General features: G+C 67.0%; 24 protein-coding genes. 12 read left to right on the top strand and 12 right to left on the bottom strand.

From position 1 onward, the window contains the following. The first annotated feature begins 75 nt into the window (after positions 1-75). Positions 76-948 (top strand): AEC family transporter, encoded by an 873-nt coding sequence (locus Q0672_RS17440; RefSeq protein ID WP_153161931.1) that lies wholly within the window; start codon positions 76-78, stop codon positions 946-948. Positions 949-954: 6 nt separating this feature from the next. On the opposite strand, the gene Q0672_RS17435 is transcribed toward Q0672_RS17440, so the two are convergent. The 3 genes from Q0672_RS17435 to Q0672_RS17425 are packed head-to-tail and all read right to left on the bottom strand — an operon-like array spanning position 955 to position 3,121. Beyond that, complete coding sequence (locus tag Q0672_RS17435) at positions 955-1,356, bottom strand: RNA-binding S4 domain-containing protein (RefSeq protein ID WP_153161932.1); 402 nt, start codon at positions 1,354-1,356, stop codon at positions 955-957. Then, positions 1,353-1,895, bottom strand: coding sequence for a response regulator transcription factor (locus Q0672_RS17430; RefSeq protein ID WP_284188862.1), 543 nt, complete (start codon positions 1,893-1,895; stop codon positions 1,353-1,355). The genes Q0672_RS17435 and Q0672_RS17430 overlap by 4 nt, the downstream gene beginning before the upstream one ends. Next, the gene (locus Q0672_RS17425) at positions 1,892-3,121 is read right to left on the bottom strand and encodes an ATP-binding protein (protein ID WP_298624286.1); all 1,230 of its coding nucleotides are present in this window, start codon (positions 3,119-3,121) and stop codon (positions 1,892-1,894) included. Before Q0672_RS17425 ends, Q0672_RS17430 begins: the two co-directional genes overlap by 4 nt. 335 nt (positions 3,122-3,456) lie before the next feature. Here Q0672_RS17425 and Q0672_RS17420 point away from each other — a divergent pair, with 335 nt between their 5' ends. From Q0672_RS17420 to Q0672_RS17405, 4 genes are all read left to right on the top strand, one after another. Further along, on the top strand, positions 3,457-3,663 hold the full coding sequence (locus tag Q0672_RS17420) for a cold-shock protein (RefSeq protein WP_153161935.1): 207 nt from the start codon (positions 3,457-3,459) through the stop codon (positions 3,661-3,663). Between the two features lie 301 nt (positions 3,664-3,964). Continuing rightward, complete coding sequence (locus tag Q0672_RS17415; RefSeq protein WP_153161936.1) at positions 3,965-4,273, top strand: DUF485 domain-containing protein; 309 nt, start codon at positions 3,965-3,967, stop codon at positions 4,271-4,273. Next, the gene (locus Q0672_RS17410; protein WP_298624283.1) at positions 4,273-6,042 is read left to right on the top strand and encodes a cation acetate symporter; all 1,770 of its coding nucleotides are present in this window, start codon (positions 4,273-4,275) and stop codon (positions 6,040-6,042) included. Before Q0672_RS17415 ends, Q0672_RS17410 begins: the two co-directional genes overlap by 1 nt. A gap of 260 nt (positions 6,043-6,302) precedes the next feature. After that, on the top strand, positions 6,303-6,581 hold the full coding sequence (locus Q0672_RS17405) for a hypothetical protein (protein ID WP_298624281.1): 279 nt from the start codon (positions 6,303-6,305) through the stop codon (positions 6,579-6,581). Positions 6,582-6,869: 288 nt separating this feature from the next. Here Q0672_RS17405 and Q0672_RS17400 read toward each other — a convergent pair whose 3' ends face one another. From Q0672_RS17400 to Q0672_RS17375, 6 genes are all read right to left on the bottom strand, one after another. Next, complete coding sequence (locus Q0672_RS17400; protein WP_153161939.1) at positions 6,870-8,540, bottom strand: cation acetate symporter; 1,671 nt, start codon at positions 8,538-8,540, stop codon at positions 6,870-6,872. After that, entirely contained in the window at positions 8,537-8,848 is a 312-nt protein-coding gene (locus Q0672_RS17395; protein ID WP_194271234.1) for a DUF485 domain-containing protein, read from the bottom strand. The genes Q0672_RS17400 and Q0672_RS17395 overlap by 4 nt, the downstream gene beginning before the upstream one ends. A gap of 90 nt (positions 8,849-8,938) precedes the next feature. Continuing rightward, positions 8,939-10,570, bottom strand: a complete 1,632-nt coding sequence (locus Q0672_RS17390) for an electron transfer flavoprotein-ubiquinone oxidoreductase (protein ID WP_298624278.1) — start codon at positions 10,568-10,570, stop codon at positions 8,939-8,941. Positions 10,571-10,733: 163 nt separating this feature from the next. Further along, on the bottom strand, positions 10,734-12,524 hold the full coding sequence (locus Q0672_RS17385; protein WP_298624276.1) for an acyl-CoA dehydrogenase C-terminal domain-containing protein: 1,791 nt from the start codon (positions 12,522-12,524) through the stop codon (positions 10,734-10,736). Positions 12,525-12,640: 116 nt separating this feature from the next. Continuing rightward, positions 12,641-13,576: an FAD-binding protein gene (locus tag Q0672_RS17380; protein ID WP_298624274.1), complete on the bottom strand. Its 936-nt coding sequence runs from the start codon at positions 13,574-13,576 to the stop codon at positions 12,641-12,643. Positions 13,577-13,604: 28 nt separating this feature from the next. Further along, complete coding sequence (locus Q0672_RS17375; protein WP_153161944.1) at positions 13,605-14,354, bottom strand: electron transfer flavoprotein subunit beta/FixA family protein; 750 nt, start codon at positions 14,352-14,354, stop codon at positions 13,605-13,607. A 189-nt stretch (positions 14,355-14,543) separates the two neighbouring features. Between Q0672_RS17375 and Q0672_RS17370 the strand changes: the two genes are divergently transcribed. Beyond that, positions 14,544-16,604 carry a PAS-domain containing protein gene (locus Q0672_RS17370; protein ID WP_298624270.1) on the top strand — a complete coding sequence of 687 codons (2,061 nt, stop codon included), beginning with the start codon at positions 14,544-14,546 and terminating at the stop codon, positions 16,602-16,604. Positions 16,605-16,620: 16 nt separating this feature from the next. Next, positions 16,621-17,340 (top strand): response regulator transcription factor, encoded by a 720-nt coding sequence (locus Q0672_RS17365; RefSeq protein WP_194271235.1) that lies wholly within the window; start codon positions 16,621-16,623, stop codon positions 17,338-17,340. Between the two features lie 56 nt (positions 17,341-17,396). Here Q0672_RS17365 and Q0672_RS17360 read toward each other — a convergent pair whose 3' ends face one another. Next, a complete protein-coding gene (locus Q0672_RS17360) occupies positions 17,397-17,696 on the bottom strand; it encodes a DUF1232 domain-containing protein (RefSeq protein ID WP_153161945.1) in 300 nt (99 codons plus the stop codon). A 198-nt stretch (positions 17,697-17,894) separates the two neighbouring features. On the opposite strand from Q0672_RS17360, the gene Q0672_RS17355 reads away from it, so the two are divergent. The 4 genes from Q0672_RS17355 (at position 17,895) to Q0672_RS17340 (ending at position 21,185) form a co-directional block, all read left to right on the top strand. After that, positions 17,895-18,380, top strand: a complete 486-nt coding sequence (locus tag Q0672_RS17355; RefSeq protein WP_367179973.1) for a copper chaperone PCu(A)C — start codon at positions 17,895-17,897, stop codon at positions 18,378-18,380. An 88-nt stretch (positions 18,381-18,468) separates the two neighbouring features. Next, positions 18,469-19,929, top strand: a complete 1,461-nt coding sequence (locus Q0672_RS17350) for a permease (protein ID WP_298624248.1) — start codon at positions 18,469-18,471, stop codon at positions 19,927-19,929. A gap of 2 nt (positions 19,930-19,931) precedes the next feature. Beyond that, positions 19,932-20,177: a thioredoxin family protein gene (locus Q0672_RS17345; protein WP_298624246.1), complete on the top strand. Its 246-nt coding sequence runs from the start codon at positions 19,932-19,934 to the stop codon at positions 20,175-20,177. Positions 20,178-20,261: 84 nt separating this feature from the next. Next, entirely contained in the window at positions 20,262-21,185 is a 924-nt protein-coding gene (locus tag Q0672_RS17340; protein WP_298624244.1) for a DMT family transporter, read from the top strand. Between the two features lie 128 nt (positions 21,186-21,313). Here the strand turns inward: Q0672_RS17340 and Q0672_RS17335 are convergent, their stop codons facing one another. Then, complete coding sequence (locus Q0672_RS17335; protein ID WP_298624242.1) at positions 21,314-21,520, bottom strand: hypothetical protein; 207 nt, start codon at positions 21,518-21,520, stop codon at positions 21,314-21,316. Here Q0672_RS17335 and Q0672_RS17330 point away from each other — a divergent pair. Beyond that, on the top strand, positions 21,513-22,445 hold the full coding sequence (locus tag Q0672_RS17330) for a VTT domain-containing protein (protein ID WP_298624240.1): 933 nt from the start codon (positions 21,513-21,515) through the stop codon (positions 22,443-22,445). The genes Q0672_RS17335 and Q0672_RS17330 overlap by 8 nt on opposite strands. On the opposite strand, the gene Q0672_RS17325 is transcribed toward Q0672_RS17330, so the two are convergent. Next, positions 22,442-23,332, bottom strand: a complete 891-nt coding sequence (locus tag Q0672_RS17325) for a pirin family protein (RefSeq protein WP_298624238.1) — start codon at positions 23,330-23,332, stop codon at positions 22,442-22,444. The two genes, Q0672_RS17330 and Q0672_RS17325, sit on opposite strands and share 4 nt — an antisense overlap. Between the last annotated feature and the right edge of the window lie 12 nt (positions 23,333-23,344).

The raw sequence follows: 23,344 nt of genomic DNA, 5'->3' as shown, positions 1-23,344 counted from the left end.
GATGGCGTATACCGTCGGGCGAGCGTCGCCGGAGAGTGGCGCCGATACCTCCCCAGAACTCGTCACCTGAACGCCATGCTCCTGCGCATCGTCTCCATCCTCTTTCCGCTCTTTGCCATCACCGCGGTGGGTTTTCTGGTTGGCCGGCGGGCGAAGCCGGATCTGTCCCAGGCCAACAAGCTCAACATGGATGTGTTCGTGCCGGCGCTGGTGTTCGGCGCGCTGGCCAACAAGTCCTTCCACATCATGCAGTTCCTGCCGCTGCTGGGGGCGACCACGGTGGCGGTGGTGGGCTCGGGGCTGGTCGGCTGGGGCGTGGCGCGGATGATCGGGGTGGCGCCGCGCACCTTCGTGCCGCCGATGATGTTCAACAACTGCGGCAACCTGGGCCTGCCCCTGGCGGTGCTGGCCTTCGGCGAGGAGGCGCTGGCGCCGGCGGTGGTGATGTTCATGGTGTCGAACCTCATCCATTTCACCTTCGGCGCCTGGTATCTCGATCACCACGCGCGCCTGGCGAGCGTGTGGCGCGTGCCCTCGGTGCTGGCCACGCTGGCGGGGCTGGCGGTGGGCATCGCCGGCATCGAGGTGTGGCAGCCGGCGATGCTGGCGATCAAGATGCTCGGCGACATCTCGATTCCGCTGATGCTGTTTGCACTGGGGGTGCGGATCAGCGAGTCGCGCATCTCGGCGATCCGGCTCGGGATGACCGGCGCGGTGGCGCGGCCGGCGATCGGCATGGCGCTGTCGGTGGTGCTGATCTGGCTGGTGCCGCTGCCCGAGCGCGAGCGGGCGCTGCTGCTGGTGTTCGGCGCGCTGCCGCCGGCGGTGCTCAACTACATGTTTGCCGAGCGCTACCACCAGGAGCCGGAGAAGGTGGCGTCGATGGTGCTGATCGGCAACGTGCTGGCGGTGGCCTTCCTGCCGCTGGCGCTGGCGATGGCCTTGTGACGGGGCTCAGCCGCCGCTGTTGAAGCGCCCGATCAGCCGGCGGTCGCGCTTGGTGGGGCGGCCGTGAAGGTCGGCGCCGGGCGTGGCGGCGAACTTGCGTTCTTCCCGCGCCGTTTCGCGGGCGGCGATGCTTTCAGGCGTTTCGGCGTAGAGCGTCTGGGCCACAGTGGCGCTGCCGCGCTTCTCGGCGATGCCTGTGACGATCAGCGTAAATCGGGCTTCGGCTAGCTGGATCTCTACCCGATCGCCGATCTTGACGTCTTTTGCGGGTTTGACGCGGATGCCGTTGAGCTGCACCTTGCCGCCTTCGACGGCGTCGGTGGCGAGGGTGCGATGCTTGAAGAAGCGGGCCGCCCACAGCCATTTGTCGAGGCGGGTGCGGTCGGTGGAGTCGTGGCTGTCTTTCATTCCTTGACCGGCCGTTTGGCCAGTTTCCGTTGCAGGGTGCGTCGGTGCATTTTAAGCGCACGCGCCGTGGCGGAGATGTTTCCGTCGTTTTCGCTGAGCACCCGCTGGATGTGCTCCCATTCCAGCCGGTCCACCGACATCGGCGCCGCCGACGGCGTGTCGTCGATGACCACCTCGGTGGCCGAGAGCGCCTTCAGGATCGCATCCACGTCCGCCGGCTTGGCGAGGTACTGGGTGGCCCCGAGCTTGATCGCGTCGACAGTGGTGGCGATGCTGGCGTAGCCGGTCAGCACCAGGATGCGGCAGTCGGGATTGACCGCCAGCAGCGGCTCGATGAGGCGCAGACCGGAGCTGCCGGCGATGTTGAGGTCGAGGACCACGTATTCGGGCTCGTGCTCGCGGGCGAGGCCGAGGGCGCTCTCGGGATCGGCAGCGCCGAAGACTGTAAAGCCGCGCTGGCCGAGGGCGCGGGTGAGCACGCGGTTGAAGACGGGGTCGTCGTCGATGACGAGGATGTGGGGGGCGTCCTGGGCGTTCATGGCTGGAGGTTGGCAAGAGGAAGGCTGAGGGTGGCGACGGTGCCGCCGCCGGGGCGGGGCGCAAAGCGGATGCTGCCGCCGCAGCGCTCGGCGGCGCTGCCGGCCAGCAGCAGGCCGATGCCCAGGCCCTGGCCAGGGCTGCGCGGAGCGGCTTCGTCGACGGGCATGCCGGGGCCGCGGTCGAGCACCCGGACGACGAGCTCGGCGTCGTCGACACCAGCTTCGCATTCGATGCCCGCCGGATCGGCGTCGGCGGCGTTGTTGATGAGGTTGTGGATGGCCTGTTCGAGGGTTGTGTCGGCCACCAGCGTGGGGGCGGGATCGCCGCAGTCGATGCGGGTGGCCAGCGGCACGTGGGGCCGCTGGCTGCGCCAGCGCTCGATGATGCCGGCGAGCCAGGCATCGGCGGCCATCGTGGAGCCGCCTTCGGCGCGCAGGCTGCCGGCGCGCAGGGTGAGCCCGCCGAGGATCGTCTTGCAGTGGGCGATCTGGGTGAGGAGGATTTCGGCGTCGGCCCGGGTGTCGTCGTCGAGGCCCGGGTTGCGGGCAAGTTCGCCGGCGACGATGGCCATCGTGCCCAGCGGTGTGCCGAGCTCGTGAGCGGCGCCGGCGGCGAGGTTGCCCAGGGCGACGATGCGCTCGCTGCGCAGGCTGGACTCGCGGGCCGCGGCCAGCGCCTGGTCGCGGCGACGGATGGCGGCGGTCATGCGCACCACGTACCACACGATCACCCCGGCCGAGAGGGCGAAGGTGAGCCACATGCCGGCCAGATGCCAATGCACGGCGAGACCCGAGTCGTAGATGTCGAGCTGCTCGTTGAAATCCCACAGCACCGAATAGGCCACAACGGCCAGCACCGCAAGCAGCCATGCCCACCGTCCGGGGAGGGTCGCCGCGCCGATCGCGACCAGTGGCAACAGCAGCGAAATCAACGGGTTGGTGGCGCCCCCGGTGAAGTATAGGAAGGCGCTCCAGGCGCCCAGTTCGATGCATAGCTGGGCGAACAGCTCGGCCGGGCGGATGGCGCTGATGCGGGCGGCGCGCAGCATCGACAGGCCGTTGATCGCGATCAGCGTGACCGCCACCGGGAGCAGGGCGGCGCCGGGGAGGGGAATGTCGAGGAGCCAGGGCACGAAGAGCAGCACGCCCAGCATCGTCCCGATGGACAGCCAGCGCAGGCCGATCAGGCGGCGCAGGGCATCGGTGGGGCTGGCGGGAGAGGGCATGGCGGTGTGCCTGGGAGGAGGAAAACGCGTCGGCGGATTATCGCCGAAGCGGGCGCCAGGCCTCGCGCTGAAGGCGCCAGAGGGTGTGCGGTGGATTGTCGCAGCCCGCCTTTTTGACATTTTTTCGGGCTTTCGGGCATGTTTTCGAAAATAGTGTTTGCATTAGTGGCCGATACAGTGCACAGTCCGACCTCGCGATCTTCAAGTAGTGTTGTTGTTGTCTGGTTCAGTACCCGCAGCCCTGCGGCAGTCTTTCCTTCATCACCCCGCCGTCTTGAGTTTCGCCCTTCCCAGGGGGAAAACCCTGTTTTAACGTTTTTTCAAGGATATTCATCATGGCAGCAGGTACCGTGAAGTGGTTCAACGATTCCAAGGGCTTCGGTTTCATCACCCCGGAAAACGGCGGTGACGATCTGTTCGCTCACTTCTCCGCCATCCAGTCCAAGGGTTTCAAGACCCTGACTGAAGGCCAGCGCGTGACCTTCGACGTGGTCACCGGCCCGAAGGGCCAGCAGGCCGCCAACATCGTTCCGGTGGCCTAAGTCCCGGTCGATACCAGCCCGGCGGGAGCCGGGCTGCGGAACGCGGCAACGCTGTTCCGGACGCATCCCAGAAGCCCGGCCCATGCCGGGCTTTTTGCTGTCCACGCGCCAGATCCCCGCCCCGCGAAATCCGCCCGGCGGGGATTTTCTTTTTCTGTGCGTGCTTCTTGCTCCTTGTTAAGGCGATTTCTCAGCTGTAAGCGAACGTAAGTTCACCGTAAGTCTGCGCCGGTAACTTGCGATCACCCTTAGGGCGCCCCACGGTGCCCAGCAAGGTTAATTCGAAGAGGAGGAGAAAGACATGAGAGACGACCTCGGCGACCGCATCCGGGCAAATCCGAAGTACCAGGAGCTGGTCTCGAAACGCAATTCATACGGCTGGATCATGACTGCGTTGATGATGATTGTTTACTACGGCTACATCCTGCTGGTGGCCTTCAACAAGGAGTTCCTCGCCCAGAAGACCGGCGCGGGCGTGATGTCGATTGGTATTCCCATCGGCGTTGGCGTGATTCTGTTCACCATCATCATTACCGGCATTTACATCCGTCGTGCCAATACCGAATTCGACGATCTGAAGGCTCAGGTCATCAAGGAGGCAACCAAGTGATGCGTACTTCCAAACTTATCCTTGGCCTCCTGGCGGTGCTGGCTTCCGGTGCCGCCCTGGCTGCCGGTGCCGACCTCGGTCAGGCCGAAAAGCAGGCCACCAACTGGACCGCGATCATCATGTTCGGCATCTTCGTTGCCGGCACGATGTTCATCACCAAGTGGGCCGCTTCCAAGACCAAGTCGGCTGCCGACTTCTACACTGCCGGCGGTGGCATTACCGGCTTCCAGAACGGCCTGGCGATCGCCGGTGACTACATGTCCGCCGCGTCCTTCCTGGGTATTTCCGCCGCGGTGATGGCCAACGGCTACGACGGCCTGATCTTTGCGATCGGCTTCCTCGTGGGCTGGCCGGTCATCACCTTCCTGATGGCAGAGCGTCTGCGCAACCTCGGCAAATTCACCTTCGCCGACGTGGCCGGTTACCGCTTCCAGCAGACCCCGATCCGTGCCTTCGCAGCTTCCGGCACGCTGGTCGTGGTGGCCTTCTACCTCATCGCCCAGATGGTCGGTGCCGGTCAGCTGATCAAGCTGCTCTTCGGCCTCGAGTACTGGATGGCTGTGGTGATCGTTGGCGCGCTGATGATGGTTTATGTGCTCTTCGGTGGCATGACCGCCACCACCTGGGTGCAGATCATCAAGGCCGTGCTGCTGCTGGCCGGTGCGTCGTTCATGGCGTTCATGGTGCTCGTCAAGTTCGGTTTCAGCCCGGAAGCGATGTTCGCCAAGGCTGTCGAGATCAAGACCGCCCTCGCCGCCAAGGACGCCAAGCTGATCGCCGACGCCGCGACCGCTGCTGCCGCCTCCGGCAAGGATGTGGCCGAAGTGACCGCCGCGATGGCCGCCAAGAAGGGCGATTCCATCATGGGCCCGGGCTCCTTCGTGAAGGATCCGATCTCCGCCATCTCCTTCGGTATGGCGCTGATGTTCGGTACCGCTGGTCTCCCGCACATCCTGATGCGTTTCTTCACCGTGCCGGATGCCAAGGAAGCCCGTAAGTCCGTGGGCTGGGCGACTGTCTGGATCGGCTACTTCTACATCCTGACCTTCGTGATCGGCTTTGGCGCCATCTGCTTCGTGCTGACCGATCCGACCTTCCTGGATGCCAAGGGTGTCCTGAAGGGCGGCGGCAACATGGCGGCCATCCACCTGGCCAACGCCGTTGGCGGCAACATCTTCCTCGGCTTCATCTCCGCGGTTGCGTTCGCCACCATCCTGGCCGTGGTTGCTGGTCTGACCCTGTCCGGTGCTTCCGCCGTGTCGCACGACTTGTACGCCACCGTGTTCAAGAAGGGCAATGCCGACTCCGCCGCCGAGCTGCGTGTCTCCCGTATCACCACCATCGTCCTGGGTGTGATCGCGGTTGTCCTGGGTATCGCCTTCGAAAAGCAGAACATCGCCTTCATGGTGTCCCTGGCCTTCGCCATCGCCGCTTCGGCCAACTTCCCGGTGCTCTTCATGAGCGTGCTGTGGAAGGACTGCACCACCAAGGGTGCGGTGATCGGTGGTTTCCTCGGCCTGCTCAGCGCCGTGGTGATGACCGTCCTGTCCGACTCGGTGTGGGTTGCCACCCTGGGTAACCCGAAGGGTTCCGCTCCGTTCCCCTACACCTCGCCGGCCCTGTTCTCCATGACCATCGGCTTCGTGGGTATCTGGATCTTCTCGCTGCTCGACCGCAGCCCGAACGCCCAGCAGGAACGTGCTGACTTTGCTGCCCAGCTGATCCGTTCCGAAACCGGTATCGGTGCATCTGGTGCGTCTGGTCACTAAGCCCTGAATCCACCGGCCGGATCGCTGATCCGGTCGGCCCGGAAATGACAAACCCCGGTTCGCCGCAAGGCGACCGGGGTTTGTTGCGTCTACCGGGTATGGTTTTGCGTGCCTGTCCGGGTTGCGCGGGCGCGGCTGCATGTCACTTCAACCGCCCCTCCGCGTGGTGGCCGGGGGCCGATGGCGTCCTGCTGCTCCGCGGGCTGCGCCAATCGGCCTCGCTGGACAGGCGGCGACGCGTGCGCGCCTGCACTTCGACCGTGTTTGCCGACGATCTCGGTCGCGATGCGGTTCATATCGGTCTTGGCGTGGTGATCATTCACCCCTGCGTAATCAATATCGACGTCGGTGTATTGATCGCGCGGACGTCGACATCGATGTCTGGTGCCGGCGTGATGAAATGTCGCGCGGTGATATTGATATCCGGTGCCGGTGCGAAGATCGCGCCGCAGGTGGCGTTGATATCTGGCGCCCGCGTATTCAATGTCGACGCCGGTGTATTGACCACGCGGGCGCCGACATCATGTTCTCCCGTGTGAGCAAGGTGATTTTTTAGCCTGCGCAATGATTGCGCGGCGGCAGACTGAGGCATCCGTCCAGCGCGGTGAAAGCCGGCGCCGACGTGGCGACCGCGCCAGCGGCAGGATCGAGGGCCGGCCTTGGCGCGCAGGGATGGCCGCTGCACAAACCTTGCTGCGCCGCCTGGCCAGCTCAGGCTGGCGGCGGTAGACAAAAAAACGGCGCCCTTGCGGGGCGCCGTGAAAATCTCCTGGGAGGGAGAAGAGAAGACACTCTGTGTAGTCGGGCGCCGGAGCGCCCGACCGTGTTCAGTGGGAGCTCGCCGAAGCGGCACCGATACCGGTCTGGGAACGCACGTACTGGTCGTCGTAACCCGCCTTGTCGATCTTGGAGCGGGCGCTGGTGTCGGTCACCGAGAACAGCCAGGTGAAGAAGAAAGCCAGCGGCATCGAGAACAGGGCCGGTTGTTCGTACGGGAAGATCGGCGTGGCATTGCCCAGCACCACCACCCACACGGCCTTGGACAGCACCACGAAGCTCACCGCCGAGATCAGGCCGATGAGGCCGCCAAGGAGTGCGCCGCGGGTGGTCAGGCCCCGCCAGTACATCGACAGGATCAGGATCGGGAAGTTGGTCGAGGCGGCGATGCCGAAGGTCAGGCCGACGAGGAAGGCGATGTTCTGCTTCTCGAACATGATGCCCAGCAGCACGGCAACCACGCCCAGGGCGATGGTGGACAGCTTGGAGACACGCATCTCTTCGGCTTCGCTGGCGGTGCCCTTGCGGATCACACGAGCGTAGATGTCGTGGGCGATGGAGGAGGCGCCGGCCAGAGCCAGACCGGAAACCACGGCCAGGATGGTGGCGAACGCGACCGCCGACATGAAGCCCAGGAACAGGTTGCCGCCAACGGCCTTGGACAGGTGCATCACCGGCATGTTGCCGCCGCCGATCAGCTTGCCGCCGATGTTGCCGCCTTCGTAGAAGTCGGGGTTCTGGCCGACGATCACGATGGCCATCAGGCCCAGGGCGCACACCACCATGAAGAAGTAGCCGATGCAGCCGCTGGCCACGAACACGCTCTTGCGGGCTTCCTTGGCGTTCGGCACGGTGAAGAAGCGCATCATGATGTGGGGCAGGCCGGCGGTGCCGAACACGAGACCCAGCGACAGGGACACGGCGGTGATCGGGTCGGCCATCAGCGAGCCGGTGCCCATGATCTTGATGCCGTCCTTGTGCACTTCAACCGCCTTCTGGGCCGCAGTTTCGAGGCTGAAGCCGAACTGGCTGAGGGACAGGAACAGCAGCACGGTGCCGCCGAAGAGCATCAGGCAGGCCTTGATGATCTGCACCCAGGTGGTGGCGATCATGCCGCCGAAGGTGACGTAGATCACCATCAGCACGCCCACCACGACCACCGCGGTGGCGTAGTCGAGGCCGAACAGCAGCTTGATGAGCTGGCCGGCGCCGACCATCTGCACGATCAGGTAGAAGCACACCACGGTGAGCGAACCGAAGGCCGCGAAGGTGCGGATGGTGCCCTGCTCGAGGCGGTAGGAGGCGATGTCGGCGAAGGTGAACTTGCCCAGGTTGCGCAGGCGCTCAGCCATCAGGAACAGGATCACCGGCCAGCCGACGAAGAAGCCGATGGCGTAGATGAAGCCGTCGAGGCCCTTGGCGAAGGTCATCGCCGAGAGGCCCAGCAGGGTGGCGGCGGACATGTAGTCGCCGGCAATCGCGAGGCCGTTCTGGAAGCCGGTGATGCCGCCGCCGGCAGTGTAGAAGTCGGCGGTGGATTTGGTCCGGCTGGCGGCCCAGTAGGTGATGCCCATGGTGGCCACCACGAAGATGAAGAACATCCCGATGGCGGTCAGGTTGAGGGGCTGCTTCTGGGCTGCGCCCATGGCGTCGGCGGCCAGCGCTGCGCCACCGACGAGGGTGGCCGCGAGGGCGGCGAGGAGGTGTTTGCGCTGGATCACTTGGTGGCCTCCCGGACGATCTCGTTGTTGATGGTGTCGAACTCGCCGTTGGAGCGGTTGACGAACCAGCCGGTCAGCAGCCAGGAGCCGATGATGATGGCGGCGCCGATGGGCACGCCGATGGTCAGGGTCGAGCCGGTCGAGATGGGGGTGCGCATGACCTCGGGCGCGAAGGCGACGATCATCATCATCCCGTAGTAGCTGGCCATCACGATGGCGGTGAGGAGCAGCGCAAAACGACTGCGCTTTCCTTCGAGTTCGGCGAACTTGGGGTTCGCACGGACCTTCTTGTAGATGTCTGCCGACATGATTCCTCCTTGAATTCGGCGGGTTTTTCAGGTTGTGGTTGTTGTTACGGGGTGAGTGCTGTTCTCCCCCGGTCTTGCCGTGGTTACTGCTTACATGTTCGGGTAGTTGGGCCCGCCGCCACCTTCGGGCACGGCCCAGTTGATGTTCTGGGTCGGGTCCTTGATGTCGCAGGTCTTGCAGTGCAGGCAGTTCTGGGCGTTGATCTGCATGCGCGGGCCGCTCGGGTCTTCGACGATTTCGTACACACCGGCCGGGCAGTAGCGGGTCTCGGGTGCGGCGTAGAGGGCGAGGTTCACGCTCACCGGCACCGAGGCGTCCTTCAGGCGCAGGTGGCAGGGCTGCTCTTCCACGTGGTTGGTGGCCGAGATGAACACCGACGAGAGGCGGTCGAAGCTGATCTTGCCGTCAGGCTTGGGATAGACGATCGGCTGGCAGTCGGCGGCCTTCTTGAGCTGGGTGTGGTCGTCGTGGTGACGCAGCGTCCACGGGGCGCGGCCCTTGAGCAGGAAGGTGTCGATGGCGCTGTAGGCGATGCCGCCCCACAGGCCCCAGCGGAAGCTCGGGCGGATGTTGCGCACGGTGTACAGCTCGTCCCACAGCCAGCTCTGCTTGAGCTGTTCGGGGTAGGCGATGCACTCGGTGCCGGTCTGGCCCTCGAAGGTGAGGTGGGCGAACAGGGCGTCGGCGGCCACGATGCCGGACTTCATCGCCATGTGGGTGCCCTTGACCTTGGGCACGTTGAGGAAGCCGGCGGTGTCACCGATCAGCACGCCACCCGGGAAGGACAGCTTGGGCAGCGACTGGAAGCCGCCTTCGTTGAGCGCCCGCGCGCCGTAGGCGATGCGCCGCCCGCCTTCGAAGACCTTGCGGACCTCCGGGTGGGTCTTGAAGCGCTGGAACTCCTCGTAGGGCGACAGGTAGGGATTGCTGTAATCCAGGCCGACCACGAAGCCGACGGCTACCTGATTGTTCTCCAGGTGATACAGGAAGGAGCCGCCGTAAACGTCGGTGGACACCGGCCAGCCCACGGTGTGCATGGTGAGGCCGGGCTTGTGCACCTCGGGGCGCACTTCCCACAGTTCCTTGATGCCGATGCCGTAGGTCTGCGGGTCGGCGCCGTCGCGCAGGCGGAAGCGCTCGAACAGGCCCTTGGTGAGGGAGCCGCGGCAGCCTTCGGAGAAGACGGTCTGGCGGGCGTGGAGCTCGATGCCCTGCTGGTAGTTGGGGCCGGGTTCGCCGTTGCGCTCGACGCCCATGTCGCCGGTGGCGATGCCCTTCACCGAGCCGTCCTCGTGGTACAGCACCTCGGCGGCGGCAAAGCCCGGGTAGATCTCGACGCCGAGTTCCTCGGCCTGCTGGCCCAGCCAGCGCACCACGTTGCCCAGGCTGACGATGTAGTTGCCCTCGTTGTGCATCTGGGGCGGCGTGGGCAGCTTGTAGGCCTTCTCGGTGGACAGGAAGTAGAAGTGATCCTCGGTGACCGGGGTGTTGAGGGGCGCGCCGCGCTCCTTCCAGTCGGGGAACAGCTCGGCCAGCGCGCGAGGCTCGATGACGGCACCGGAGAGGATGTGCGCGCCCACTTCGGAGCCCTTTTCGACGACGCACACCGAAAGCTCGTGGCCGGCCTTCTCTGCCAGTTGCTTCAGGCGGATCGCGGCGGCCAGGCCAGAGGGGCCGGCGCCGACGATCACCACGTCGTATTCCATCGCTTCACGCGTCATTACTGCTCTCCGTTGTTGCTATCAATTCGTACGTTCTCCAGACGGAGCGCGAAGAAACCGTAGGGAGCGGCCCGAGGTCGCAACGAGGAGCGCAACCGTACATGCGTACGGTGAGCACCGCAGTTGCGAGATCGGGTCGCGCAGTAGGTTTATTCGTGCTTCGTCAGAAGAGTGCTTCTTCCAGGGCCAGCACCGACTCGGCGCCATTCACGATGGCGTCGCGGTAGCTGTTGGCTTCCGGGATCACGTGCTGGGCGAAGTAGGCGGCGGTGGCCAGCTTGGCCTTGTAGAAGTCACCGTCGGCGGCATCCAGGCGCTCGACGGCGATGGCGGCGGAGCGGGCCATCAGCCAGCCGCCGACCACGATGCCGGTGAGCTTGAGGAAGGGCACCGAGCCGGCGTGGGCGGCCTGCGGCGTGGCTTCGTAGTTGGCGAGCAGCCAGTTGGTGGCTTCGTCCAGCGCGGCGATGCCGTTGCCCAGGGCGTCGGCGATGGCCTTCAGCTGGGCGTTGCCGGAGTTGCGCAGGGCGCTGCCGGTTTCGGCGATGTCGGCGAGGAGCTGCTGCATGCTCTTGCCGCCTTCCTTGGCGGTCTTGCGGCCGATGAGGTCGTTGGCCTGGATCGCGGTGGTGCCTTCGTAGATGGTGATGATGCGGGCGTCACGCATGTACTGGGCGGCGCCGGTCTCTTCGATGAAGCCCATGCCGCCGTGCACCTGCACGCCGTTCCAGGTGATGCCCTGGGCGTTCTCGGTGCACCAGCCCTTGACCACCGGGGTCAGCAGCTCGAGGCGGCGCTGGTTGGCGGCGCGGACGTCGGCGTCCGGATGGCTGTGGGCGCGGTCCATGCAGCCGGCCACGTAGTAGGCCAGGGCGCGGCCGGCTTCGGTGCGGGACTTCATGTCCATCAGCATGCGGCGCACATCCGGGTGGTGCAGGATGGGCTTCTTCTCGCCGGACTTGTCGCCGACGATGCGGCCCTGGATGCGGTCACGGGCGTAGGCCAGGGCGTGCTGGTAGCTGCGCTCGGAGACGCCGACGCCTTCCAGGCCCACGTTGAGGCGGGCGTGGTTCATCATCGTGAACATGTACTCGAGGCCGCGGTTCGGCTCGCCGACCAGGTAGCCGATGGCGCCGCCCTTGTCGCCGAAGGACATGACGGCGGTGGCGCTGCCGTGGATGCCCATCTTGTGTTCGATGGAGGCGCAGATCAGGTCGTTGCGCTCGCCCAGGCTGCCATCGGCATTGACCAGGAACTTCGGCGCGATGAACAGGGAGATGCCCTTCACGCCCGGGGGCGCGTCCGGCAGGCGGGCCAGCACGAGGTGGACGATGTTCTCGGCCATGTCGTGCTCACCCCAGGTGATGAAGATCTTGGTGCCGGTGATGGCGTAGGTGCCGTCGCCGCGGGGTTCGGCCTTGCTGCGGATGGCAGCGAGGTCGGAGCCGGCCTGGGGCTCGGTGAGGTTCATGGTGCCGGTCCACTTGCCGGAGACCATGTTGGGCAGGAAGGTGGCCTTCAGCTCGTCGGAGCCGTGGTGGGCGATGGCTTCGACCGCGCCCAGCGTGAGCATCTGGCACAGGGAGAAGGAGATGCTGGCCGACTTCCACATTTCGAGCACCGCGGTGGACACGGTCACCGGCAGGCCCTGGCCGCCGAACTCGGTGGAGGCGGGCATGCCGTTCCAGCCGGTCTCGCAGAAGGTGGCATAGGCTTCCTTGAAGCCGTCGGCGGTGGTCACCACGCCGTTGTTCCACTTGTTGCCCTGCTTGTCGCCGACGGCGTTGAGCGGGTCGACGACTTCGGTCGCGAACTTGCCGGCTTCGTCGAGGATGGCCTCGACGAGGTCGATGGAGACTTCTTCGTTGCCCGGCAGACCGGTGATCTCTTCAAGACCGGCCAGCTCGTTCATGTTGAACAGCATGTCCTTCACGGGGGCGATGTACGTGCTCATGGTTGTTCCTTGCGAATTCGGTTGAGTGCGGCGTCGGCGTGGCGCAGGTCGGGCCTTCGCCCGACGCCGTTGCTTCGATCAGATTCCGGGGTGTCGGGCAAACGCCCGACGCACGATCAGAGGGCGGAAACCAGCTGCGGCACGGTCTCGAACAGATCGGCCACGAGGCCGTAGTCGGCCACCTGGAAGATCGGGGCTTCGGGGTCCTTGTTGATCGCGACGATCACCTTGGAATCCTTCATGCCCGCCAGATGCTGGATGGCGCCGGAGATGCCGACCGCCACGTACAGCTGCGGGGCGACGATCTTGCCGGTCTGGCCGACCTGGTAATCGTTGGGCACGAAGCCCGCATCCACCGCGGCGCGGGAGGCGCCCATGGCGGCGCCGAGCTTGTCGGCGAGAGGTTCGAGCACGGCGCGGTAGTTGTCGCCGCTGCCGAGGCCCCGGCCGCCCGAGACGATGATCTTGGCGGCGCCCAGCTCGGGGCGGGCCGACTTGGTGAGCTCGCGGCCGACCAGCTTGCTCTGGGCCAGATCCGGGCCGGCGGCGATGGCTTCGACCGTCGCACTGCCACCGGTGCCGACGGCGTCGAAGGCGGTGGTGCGCACGGTGATGACCTTCACCGGATCGGCCGACTTGACGGTGGCCAGCGCGTTGCCGGCGTAGATCGGACGCACGAAAGTGTCGGCCGATTCGACGGCGGTGATGTCGGAAATCTGGGCGACATCCAGCAGCGCGGCGACGCGCGGCAGGACGTTTTTGCCGAAGGTGGTGGCGGGGGCGAGCACGTGGCTGTAGCCACCGGCCTTGACCACGTCGACCAGCAGCGCGGCGAGATTCTCGGCGCCTTGATCAAGGTAGGCGACGGCATCGGCCACCTTGACCTTGGCGACACCCGCCAGCTTGGCGGCGGCTTCGGCGGCGGCGCCGCAGTTGCTGCCGGCAACCAGCACTTCGATGTCGGCGCCCAGTTTGGCGGCGGCGGAAACGGTGTTGAGGGTGGCGGCCTTCAGGCCGACGTTGTCGTGTTCGGCGATGACGAGGATGGGCATGTTCTTTGTCTCCGTGTTCTTCAGGCGCTTACAGCACCTTGGCTTCGTTCTTGAGCTTGTCGACCAGCTGGGCCACGTCGGCCACCTTGATGCCGGCGCTGCGGGCGGCGGGTTCGACCACCTTGAGGGTGGTGAGGCGCGGGGTGACATCCACGCCCAGATCGGCCGGCTTGACGGTGTCGAGCGGCTTCTTCTTGGCCTTCATGATGTTGGGCAGCGTGGCGTAGCGCGGCTCGTTCAGGCGCAGGTCGGTGGTGACGACGGCGGGCAGGGGGAGGGAGAGGGTTTCAAGCCCGCCGTCGATCTCGCGGGTGACGCGCACGCCGTCGCCGGCCACTTCGACCTTGGAGGCGAAGGTGGCCTGGGGCCAGCCGAGGAGCGCGGCGAGCATCTGGCCGGTCTGGTTGGAGTCGTCGTCAATGGCCTGCTTGCCAAGGATCACCAGCGTGGGCTGTTCCTTGTCGACGAGGGCCTTGAGCAGCTTGGCCACGGCCAGGGGCTGCAGGTCGGCGTCGGATTCGACGAGGATGCCCCGGTCGGCGCCGATGGCCATGGCGGTGCGCAGGGTTTCCTGGCACTGGGTGACACCGGCGGAGACGGCGACCACTTCGGTGGCAGTGCCGGCTTCCTTCAGGCGCACGGCTTCTTCAACGGCGATCTCGTCGAAGGGGTTCATGGCCATCTTGACGTTGGCCAGCTCGACGCCGCTCTGGTCGGCCTTGACGCGGATCTTGACGTTGTAATCGACGACCCGCTTGATGGGTACGAGAATCTTCATGGGAACCTGTCTCCGTTCTTGTGCTTGCGCGCTCGCGCTGAATCTCCTGGCCGGACTGCCGAGGATCGGACGGAAGGTTCGCAAACAAACTTGTCGGAAGTTTCGTGAAAATGTACTCAATCATGTCTGGTGCTTCGGGGCGGCCGGACGCTGGCTAGAATCAGTGAAAGTGATTGAAGTGGAGCAGCGATGAGCGGGCAGCAGATGGATGGGGGAAACGATCGGGGCGCCGACACGCCGCCGTCCTTCGACCGGCGTTACCGGGAGATGCTGGGCGCGGGGCTGGATCTCCTCGACCAGGGCGTCACGGTGTTCGACGAAGACCTGCGGATGGTCGCGTGGAACACGACCTTCCTGCGCCTGCTCGACTTTCCCGAGTCGCTGGCGAAGCCCGGTGTCAATTTCGAGGATTTCATCCGCTACAACGCGGAGCGGGGCGACTATGGTCCGGGCGATCCGGCGACGCAGGTGGCCGAGCGGGTGGCCCGTGCCCGCAGCTTCCAGCCCCACGTCACCGAACGGGTGCGGCCCAACGGGCAGATCCTGTCGATCCGCGGCTTTCCGCTGCCGCACCAGGGCTTCATCACCGTCTATACCGACATCACCGGCCAGCGCCACAGCCAGGAACAGATCGCCCGCCACCAGGCCGAGCTGGAAGAGCACATCCGCCTGCGCACCGACGCGCTGACCCGCGCCAACGCCGAACTCACCGCGGCCATCGAATCCAACAAGGCGATCACCGGCGCGCTGCGCCGCAGCGAGCAGCGCCTGCGCGAGATCACCGACGCGATCCCGGCGGCGGTGGCGTATTTCGACCGGGACTGGACCTACCGCTACGCCAACAAGGGCTACGCCGAATGGTTCGGCTGGTCGGCGCCGGAGATCGAGGGCCGGCAGATCCGCGACGTGGTCGGGCAGGAGGTCTTCGCCATCGTCTCGCCTTACGTATCCCGGGCGCTGGCGGGCGAGCGGGTGTCGTACGAATACACCCTCACCGGTCGCGACGGCACGCCGGCCCAGGCCCGCAGCACCCTGGTGCCCGACATCGCCGACGGTGAGGTGATCGGCTGCTACGTGCATTCGGTGGATGTCACCGAGAGCCGGCGCACCCAGGCGGCGCTGGCCCAGGCCCAGAAGATGGAAGCCATCGGCCAGCTCACCGGCGGCCTCGCCCACGACTTCAACAACATGCTGACGGTGGTGATCGGCAACCTGGTCGCCCTGAAGGAAAACCACCCCAACGATCCGCTCACCGAGAACTTCGTCGAGCCCGCCATGCAGGCCGCCAACCGGGGCGCCGAGCTGATCCGCCGGCTGCTGGGTTTTGCCCGCCGTCAGCCGCTGGAGCCGCGCCCGGTGGAGGTGAACGAGCTGATCCTGGGCATGTCGAAGCTGATCCGCCGCTCCCTGCCGGGCACCATCGCAGTGAGCACCGCCAGCCGCGAGCCCTGCCTGGTGGCGATGGTCGATGCCCACCAGCTCGAAAACGCGCTCCTCAACCTCGCCCTCAACGCCCGCGACGCCATGCCCAACGGTGGCGAGCTGCGCATCGAATCGTCGCTGGAGCACCTCAACGTGCACGCCGCGGCCGATCTCGAAGTGCCCCCCGGCGACTACGTGCAGATCGCCGTCACCGACAACGGCATGGGCATGGACGGCAGCACGCTGGCGCGGGTTTTCGAGCCCTTCTTCACCACCAAGCAGTTCGGCATGGGCAGCGGGCTCGGGATGTCGATGGTGTATGGCTTCGTCAAGCAGTCGGGGGGCGGGGTGCGCATCCGCAGCCGGCAGGCGCGGGGCACCACGGTGGCGCTGCTGCTGCCGCGGCTGGCCGAGGCGGAGGAGGTCGAAGCCCTGCCGGTGGGGCATGAGGTGGCCGAGACCGATCTGGCCGGCAAGCTGGTGCTGCTCGCCGAGGACGACGTGGACGTGCGCACCGTGGTGCGCATGCAGCTCTCGGAGCTGGGCTGCGCGGTAGTCGAGGCCGAGAACGGCGCCGAGGCCGCCGACATGGTCGAGAACATCCCGGCCATCGCGCTGGTGATCTCCGACGTGGTGATGCCCGGCGCGATGGATGGCCGGGCGCTGGCGCGTTTCGTGCGGCGTTTCCGGCCCGATCTGCCGGTGGTGCTGATGAGCGGCTTCGCCGAATCCCAGCACGAGCTGGGCATGGACGGCGATCTGCCGCTCCTCTCCAAGCCTTTCTCGCGGGACAAGCTGCTGGCCGCCTTGCGTCCGCTCGCCGCTTGAGCCAAGCTTCGCAGCCATGGCCCAGACCCGCAAACCCGAGCTGATCTACGTCGTCGAGGACGAAGCGGCCATCGCGCGCCTGATCGCCGACACCCTCGAGAAGTTCAGCTACCGCACCGAGCTGTTCCGCACCGCGGAGGCCTTCTTCCACGGGCTGCGCCATCAGGTGCCGGATCTGGTGGTGCTCGATCTGGGCCTGCCCGACATGGACGGCATGGCGGTGCTCCAGCAGCTGCGCCGCAAGCACACCTGCGGCCTGCTGGTGGTCACCGGCCGGGCCGACACCCACGACCGGGTGATGGGCCTGGAGCTCGGCGCCGACGACTACGTGGTCAAGCCCTTCGAGCCCCGCGAGCTGATCGCCCGGGTGCGCTCGATCCTGCGCCGCTATCCGGGGCAGGTCACCCTGCCGGCCGATCCGGCCCAGCGGATCGCCGAGTTTGCCGGCTGGCGTTTCGAGCCGGGCAGCAATACCCTGGTCAGCCCCGGCGGCCAGCAGGAAACCCTCAGCACCGCCGAGGCCCAGCTGCTCGGCGTGCTGCTGGCCCATCCCAACCACATCCTGACCCGCGAGCAGCTGCTCGAAGGGCGCGACGTGTCGGCGCTGGATCGCAGCATCGACCTGCGCATCTCGCGCCTGCGCCGGCGTTTCGAGGAAAACCCCCAGCACGCCAAGCTCATCAAGACGGTGTACGGCGCCGGCTACCTGCTGGCGGCCACGGTCACCTGGACGTAGACGGACGAAGGCCGGATCGCCTCGCGGCAGATCCGGCCCGTCGTGCGCGCTGGCCTTCAGCGTCGCTGGGGCACCACGTCGATGGTGCGCTTGTCGTCGGCAAAACCGCGCTTCAGCTCGGCCGGCAGGCGGCTCACCAGCCAGGCGATCACCAGCGGGATCAGCACGAAATCATCCACCAGCCCGATCACCGGCAGCACGTCGGGGATCAGGTCGATCGGCGACAGCAGGTACAGCCCGATCAGCGCCACCGAGGGCACCAGCCAGGCCGGCCGCGCCGGGTGGCGCAGGGCGTACCACAGGATGCGCGCGTCCTTGCGGATGAGGGCATACAGGGCGGTGAGCTTCTTGAACATGGCGGGGGTTCCTTCGTGGTGGATGGCGCTTTCTATGATCGTCTGGCCGCCACCGGGTTGCCGGTGGTGTTGTAAGCGGATGTGATTTCGGCCCCGGGCGGACACATCCCGAAAGATCCGTGCGGCAAATGGTCGCATTCCCGGCCCGTCGGGGGCCGCCCGCGTTAAGCTCGCGGCGTTCATTTCAAGGAGTCTCCCGTGAAGCTTTTCGCCCTGATCGCCCGTTCCGTTGCTGTCACCCTGGCCGGCCTGTGTGCCACCGCCGCCTTTGCCGCGGATATCGAAGTGGCCAACCCGTGGGTGCGCGGCACCGTCGCGGCCCAGAAGGCCACCGGCGCCTTCATGCAGCTCTCCAGCAAGGGCGGCGTGAGCCTGGTGGGCGTCGAAAGCCCGGCCGCCAACATCGTCGAGCTGCACGAGATGGTGATGGCCGACAACGTGATGAAGATGCGCGCCGTGCCGCGCCTCGACATCAAGCCCGGCCAGCCGGTTGAGCTCAAGCCCGGCAGCTACCACGTGATGCTGATCGACCTGAAGAAGCCCCTCGCCAAGGGCGACGTGGTGCCCATCACCCTCAAGGTCGAGGGCAAGGACCAGAAGGTCGAGCGTGTCGAGGTGAAGGCCGAGGTGCGCGACCTGACCGCCGCCGCGCCGATGCCGATGGATCACAAGCACCACCACTGAGCGCCCCTTGCGGCGTATCAAAGCGCCGGCGGCGGATTGGGTCTAGAGTGGTTCCATCACGTTCCGCCCCGATGGGGCCGGAGGCCGTATGGATGTGCTCTCAGAATGGCTGCTGCCGGTGTTGCGCGGTGGTGCCGGCAATCTGGCCGCCTACCTCGCCGCCCATGTGCTGCTGTGCCTGCTGCCGGCCTTCTTCATCGCCGGCGCCATGTCGGCGCTGATCCCCCAGCAGACGATCACCCGATTTCTCGGGCGCAATTCTCCCCGTCATGTTTCCTATCCCGCCGCCGCGGCCGCCGGCTCGCTGCTGGCGGTGTGCTCGTGCACCATCGTTCCGCTGTTTGCCGGCATCTATAAAAAGGGCGCCGGGCTGGGGCCGGCGATCACCTTCCTGTTCTTTGCGCCGGCGGCCAACATCCTGGCGCTGGTGTACACCGGCGGGGTGATCGGGGTCGATCTGGCCGGGGCGCGCTTCGTGCTGTCGCTGATCTTCGGGATCGGCATCGGGCTCATCATGGCGCTGCTGTTCCGGGCCGACGACGCCGCCCACGAGCAGGCCGGCAGCGCGATGTTCGCGGCCGGCAGCGAGGGCGTCGGGCCCGTGGCCGGGTGGTTCCTGGGGTTGTGGGTGGCGCTGCTGCTGGCGGGCACCCTCAAGCTCGGTTTTCTCACCGGCACGTGGTTCCATCTGGACGTCCCGTTGCCGGCCGCGTCCGGCTGGCAGGCGTGGCTCGACCGGCTGGTGCCCTTCGACGCGAGCCGCGGCGAGGAGGGCGTGTCGGTGCAGGGCGTGATGCTGATCGCCCTGCTCGGGGCCATCGGCTTCACCGCCTGGCGCGGGCTGGAGAACATCCAGGACGGCGTGACTAGCTGGACCCGGGCCAGCCTCGGGCTGGTGTGGGCCACCCTGTTGCTGGCGGCGCTGGCGATCCGGCCGGCCGAGGGCGTGCTGCAGATCGGCTTTACCGGCAAGTTCTTCGGCGTGGCGGCGTGCCTCGCGGCGATCCACATGCTGGCCTGGCGCCGGCTCGAGCGGCAGGCGCTGCAGGACTGGCTGTGGGAATCCTGGCGTTTCGTGAAGCAGATCTTCCCGCTGCTGGTGGTGGGCGTGTTCATCGTCGGCATGGTGCGGGTGGTGGTGCGGCCCGAATGGATCGAGGCGGTGGCGGGCAGCAACTCGGTGCTCGGCAACCTGGCCGGGGTGGCTTTCGGGGTGTTCATGTACTTCCCGACCCTCGTCGAGGTGCCCATCGCCCGGATGTTCCTCGACCTGGGGATGCACCGCGGGCCGCTGCTGGCCTACCTGATGTCCGACCCGGAGCTGTCGCTGCAGAGCATCCTCATCATCTCGGCGATCATCGGCCGGACCAAGACCGCGGCCTACGTGGGGCTGGTGGCGCTGTTCAGCGCGGTGGCCGGCTTCACCTACGGGGCGTGGGTGGATGGCCTGCCGCTGGGCCTGATCGTGCTGGGGCTGGCGGCCTTCATCGGCCTGCTGGCCATCCTCCTGGCGGTGGCGAACCGCCGTAACGTGCTGAAAGGAGCCTGATCGTGCTGGACATCAAGGTGCTGGGGCCGGGCTGTGCCAACTGCCGCAAGCTGGAGGAGATCGCCCGGGCGGCGGTGGCCGAGCTGGGCGTCGAGGCACAGATCGAGAAGATCACCGACACGGAGGCGATCCTCGCCTGGGATGTGCTGAAGACGCCGGGGCTGGTGGTCAATGGCAAGCTGGTGTCGTCGGGGCGCATTCCGGCGCCGGGCAGCGTGCTCGACTGGCTGCGCGAGGCCCAGGGCTGATTCCCGCCGCCGCCGGGCCCTGATCGCCTGCCGGGCGGGTGGCGCGCTACACTCTGCGGCCGCTTTCTTCCTGCAGCCGCCCCCATGAATCACCCCGGCGATCGTCTCGGGCTCCTGTTCGCCGTGCTCGGCGCGGTGGGCTTCTCGTTCAAGGCCATCCTCATCAAGCTGGCCTACCCTTATGGCGTCGACGCCGTGACCCTGCTTGCCCTGCGCATGGGGCTGTCGCTGCCCTTCTTCCTGGCCCTGGGCTTTGCCGATGGCCGACGGCGCCAGCACGCGAAGCTGTCGGGGCGCGATCTGGCGCTGATGGCCGGGCTGGGTTTTACCGGCTACTACATGGCCAGCTATCTGGATTTCCTTGGCCTGCAGTACATCTCGGCGGCGCTGGAGCGGCTGATCCTGTTTGCCTACCCCACCCTGGTGGTGGTGTTCTCGGCGCTGTTCCTGGGCAAGCCGATCACCCGCCGGGCGCTGGCCTGCATCGGGCTGTGCTACGCCGGCATCGCGCTGGCGGTGGCCCATGATCTCCACATCGCCGGCAGCGCCAGGGACGTGTGGATCGGCGGCGGGCTGGTGTTCGGCAGCGCGGTGTCGTACGCGCTGTACCTGATGGGCAACGGACAGGCGGTGGTGCGCCTGGGGGCGGCACGGACCACCGCCTGGGCCAGCGCCATCGCCTGCCTGCTGTGCCTGGGCCACTTCGCGGCCACCCGGCCGCTGGGCCTGCTGGTGCAGCCGGCGCCGGTGATGGGGCTGGCGGTGGCGATGGCGCTGTTCTCCACGGTGCTGCCGGTGTGGATGGTGTCCGAAGCCATCCGCCGCCTGGGGGCGGGGCCGGTGTCGCTGATCGGCACCCTCGGCCCGGTGGTGACGCTCTTCCTCGGCTGGCTGATCCTCGCAGAACCCATCGGGCTGTTCCAGATCCTGGGCGGCGCGCTGGTGGTGTCGGGGGTGGTGCTGGTGGGGCGCAAGGGCGCAGAGCGCAAAAACCCGGCTCAGGGTTGATCTGCCGGGGGCTGGTTCATCTTCCAGCGGAACCGGTTCAGCGCTGACTTGAACATGTTTGGCGCTGAGGGAAACCGGTTCATGTCCGGGCTGAACTTTTTCAACTGCGACTTGAAGCGGTTCAAGTTTCAGATGAAGGGGTTCAAGTCCGGGTTGAACCCGCTCAGGTCGGAGATGAACGCGTTCAGGTTCGAGGTGAACGAGTTCAAGTTGAAGCTGAACCGGTTCATCTCGAACCTGAACCCCGCTCCGCTTTCACCCCAGCCCGCCCCGGGCGCGGGTTTTCCGTAGCTGCGGCGGGTAGCCGCGGCATGCGATGCTTGGGCCATGGACATCGCCCAGCTCCGCCAGACCCTCGAACACGATGCGGTCGCCCTCGTCTTCATGAACGTGCTGCTCCAGCAGATCGGTCTGCCCGTGCCGGCGGTGCCGACGCTGCTGGTGGCCGGCAGCCTGGCGGCCAGCCCGTGGGCGCTGGGCAAGGTGCTGGCGGCGGCGATCCTCGCCTCGGTGATTGCGGATGCGATCTGGTATGCCGCAGGGCGGCGCTTTGGCTACCGGGTGCTGGCCGGGCTGTGCCGGTTGTCGATCAACCCGGCCTCCTGCGTGAGCCAGACGGAGGCGCGCTTCGTGCGCTGGGGCCTGTCGTCGCTGGTGGTGGCGAAGTTCGTGCCGGGCTTTTCGACCGTTGCGCCGCCGATCGCCGGGGCGCTGCGCATGGCGCGCACGGGCTTCCTGCTGGCGGCGGCGGTGGGTGCGGGTTTGTGGGCCGGGCTGGCGCTGGGCGCCGGGTGGTTGATGAAGGACACGGTGCAGGCCGTGATCGACGGGCTGGAGGCCAACGCGGGCCGCGCAGTGGGGGTGGCGCTGGGGCTGGCAGCGGCGTGGCTGGGCTGGAAGCTGTGGCAGAAATACCGCTTCCGCCGCCTGCAGGTGCCGATGGTGACGCCGGCCGACCTCCTGGCGCAGATCGACGCCGGGGTGCGTCCGCTGATCCTCGATCTGCGTGGCGCCTCGATGGTGGCTGAGCTGGGCCCCGTCCCCGGCGCGCGGGTGGCCGAGCACGACAGGCTGGCGGACGCCCTGGGTGACTGGCCGAAGGACGCGCCCATCATCACCCTGTGCGCCTGCCCCGAGGACGCCGGGGCGATCCAGGCGGCGCGGCGCCTGCTGGGCGAGGGTTATCTGTCGGTGCGGGTGCTGGCCGGGGGTTATGAAGCCTGGCTCGCCGCCGGCGGGCTGGATCAGCCCGAACGCTAAACCGTCCAGGGCAGGGGCGGCGCGACGAGGCGCCGGTCTTCGCCCCCCTTCACCGGCCCGAAGCGGACGCTGCCCACCTCGCCACCGCCTTCCCAATCCCGCTGGGCCTGGGCGATGGCGGCCTTGTCGTGGCCGACGAAGTTCCACCACATGGTCACCGGCTCGCCGAAGGGCTCGCCGCCCACCAGCAGGATGCGGCTGCCGGCGGCGAGATCGAGGGTAATCCGCTCCCGCCCCGGCGGGATGTAGGCGAACTCGTCGGTGGCGAAGTGCTGGCCGCCGATGTCCATGCCGCCTTCCATCGGCAGCAGGCCGTATTCGAAGCTCGGGTCGAGGGGCAGGGCGAGCTGCGCATCCTGGCTGGCGAGGAGGTCCATGCCCACCAGCGGGGTGTGGATGCGCGCAGGGGATTCGCGGCCGCCAAAGCGCCCGGCCAGCAGGGTGAGGGTGCAGCCGGCGTCCTGCCAGCGGGGCAGATCCGGGTAGTGCTCGAAGGCCGGCGGGCAGTCGGCCAGCTCGGGCGGCAGGGCGATCCACAGCTGGGCGGCGTGGAGCCGGCGGGCGCCGGGGGCGCTGTCTTCGGTGTGCACGATGCCGTGGCCGGCGGTCATCAGGTTGACCTGGCCCGGGCGGATCCACTGCTCGTGGCCCAGGCTGTCCCGGTGCAGCACCTCCCCGTCGATGAGCCAGGTGAAGGTGTGCAGGCAGGTGTGGGGATGGGCGCCCACGTGCATGCCGCCGCCGGGGGCAAAATCCACCGGCCCGGCGTGGTCCAGAAAGCACCAGGCGCCCACCATGCGGCGCTGGCGGGTGGGCAGGGCGCGGCGGACGATCATGCCTTCGCCCAGGTCGGCGGCGCGGGGGAGGATCAGTTCGATCGGGCTCATGACGGCGCTCCG

This window comes from uncultured Zoogloea sp. (assembly GCF_937894855.1).
In the GTDB taxonomy this organism is placed as follows: domain Bacteria; phylum Pseudomonadota; class Gammaproteobacteria; order Burkholderiales; family Rhodocyclaceae; genus Zoogloea; species Zoogloea oryzae.
Note: the sequence above shows the minus strand (reverse complement) of the source record. Positions and strands in the feature narration are given on the sequence as shown.

What these genes read in the sequence shown, in the direction of transcription:
- Q0672_RS17440 (WP_153161931.1), top strand. Translation starts at nt 76, where the DNA reads ATGCTCCTGCGCATCGTCTCCATCCTCTTTCCGCTCTTTGCCATCACC.
- Q0672_RS17435 (WP_153161932.1), bottom strand. Translation starts at nt 1,356, where the DNA reads ATGAAAGACAGCCACGACTCCACCGACCGCACCCGCCTCGACAAATGG.
- Q0672_RS17430 (WP_284188862.1), bottom strand. Translation starts at nt 1,895, where the DNA reads ATGAACGCCCAGGACGCCCCCCACATCCTCGTCATCGACGACGACCCC.
- Q0672_RS17425 (WP_298624286.1), bottom strand. Translation starts at nt 3,121, where the DNA reads ATGCCCTCTCCCGCCAGCCCCACCGATGCCCTGCGCCGCCTGATCGGC.
- Q0672_RS17420 (WP_153161935.1), top strand. Translation starts at nt 3,457, where the DNA reads ATGGCAGCAGGTACCGTGAAGTGGTTCAACGATTCCAAGGGCTTCGGT.
- Q0672_RS17415 (WP_153161936.1), top strand. Translation starts at nt 3,965, where the DNA reads ATGAGAGACGACCTCGGCGACCGCATCCGGGCAAATCCGAAGTACCAG.
- Q0672_RS17410 (WP_298624283.1), top strand. Translation starts at nt 4,273, where the DNA reads ATGCGTACTTCCAAACTTATCCTTGGCCTCCTGGCGGTGCTGGCTTCC.
- Q0672_RS17395 (WP_194271234.1), bottom strand. Translation starts at nt 8,848, where the DNA reads ATGTCGGCAGACATCTACAAGAAGGTCCGTGCGAACCCCAAGTTCGCC.
- Q0672_RS17390 (WP_298624278.1), bottom strand. Translation starts at nt 10,570, where the DNA reads ATGACGCGTGAAGCGATGGAATACGACGTGGTGATCGTCGGCGCCGGC.
- Q0672_RS17385 (WP_298624276.1), bottom strand. Translation starts at nt 12,524, where the DNA reads ATGAGCACGTACATCGCCCCCGTGAAGGACATGCTGTTCAACATGAAC.
- Q0672_RS17380 (WP_298624274.1), bottom strand. Translation starts at nt 13,576, where the DNA reads ATGCCCATCCTCGTCATCGCCGAACACGACAACGTCGGCCTGAAGGCC.
- Q0672_RS17375 (WP_153161944.1), bottom strand. Translation starts at nt 14,354, where the DNA reads ATGAAGATTCTCGTACCCATCAAGCGGGTCGTCGATTACAACGTCAAG.
- Q0672_RS17370 (WP_298624270.1), top strand. Translation starts at nt 14,544, where the DNA reads ATGAGCGGGCAGCAGATGGATGGGGGAAACGATCGGGGCGCCGACACG.
- Q0672_RS17365 (WP_194271235.1), top strand. Translation starts at nt 16,621, where the DNA reads ATGGCCCAGACCCGCAAACCCGAGCTGATCTACGTCGTCGAGGACGAA.
- Q0672_RS17360 (WP_153161945.1), bottom strand. Translation starts at nt 17,696, where the DNA reads ATGTTCAAGAAGCTCACCGCCCTGTATGCCCTCATCCGCAAGGACGCG.
- Q0672_RS17350 (WP_298624248.1), top strand. Translation starts at nt 18,469, where the DNA reads ATGGATGTGCTCTCAGAATGGCTGCTGCCGGTGTTGCGCGGTGGTGCC.
- Q0672_RS17340 (WP_298624244.1), top strand. Translation starts at nt 20,262, where the DNA reads ATGAATCACCCCGGCGATCGTCTCGGGCTCCTGTTCGCCGTGCTCGGC.
- Q0672_RS17330 (WP_298624240.1), top strand. Translation starts at nt 21,513, where the DNA reads ATGGACATCGCCCAGCTCCGCCAGACCCTCGAACACGATGCGGTCGCC.
- Q0672_RS17335 (WP_298624242.1), bottom strand. Translation starts at nt 21,520, where the DNA reads ATGTCCATGGCCCAAGCATCGCATGCCGCGGCTACCCGCCGCAGCTAC.
- Q0672_RS17325 (WP_298624238.1), bottom strand. Translation starts at nt 23,332, where the DNA reads ATGAGCCCGATCGAACTGATCCTCCCCCGCGCCGCCGACCTGGGCGAA.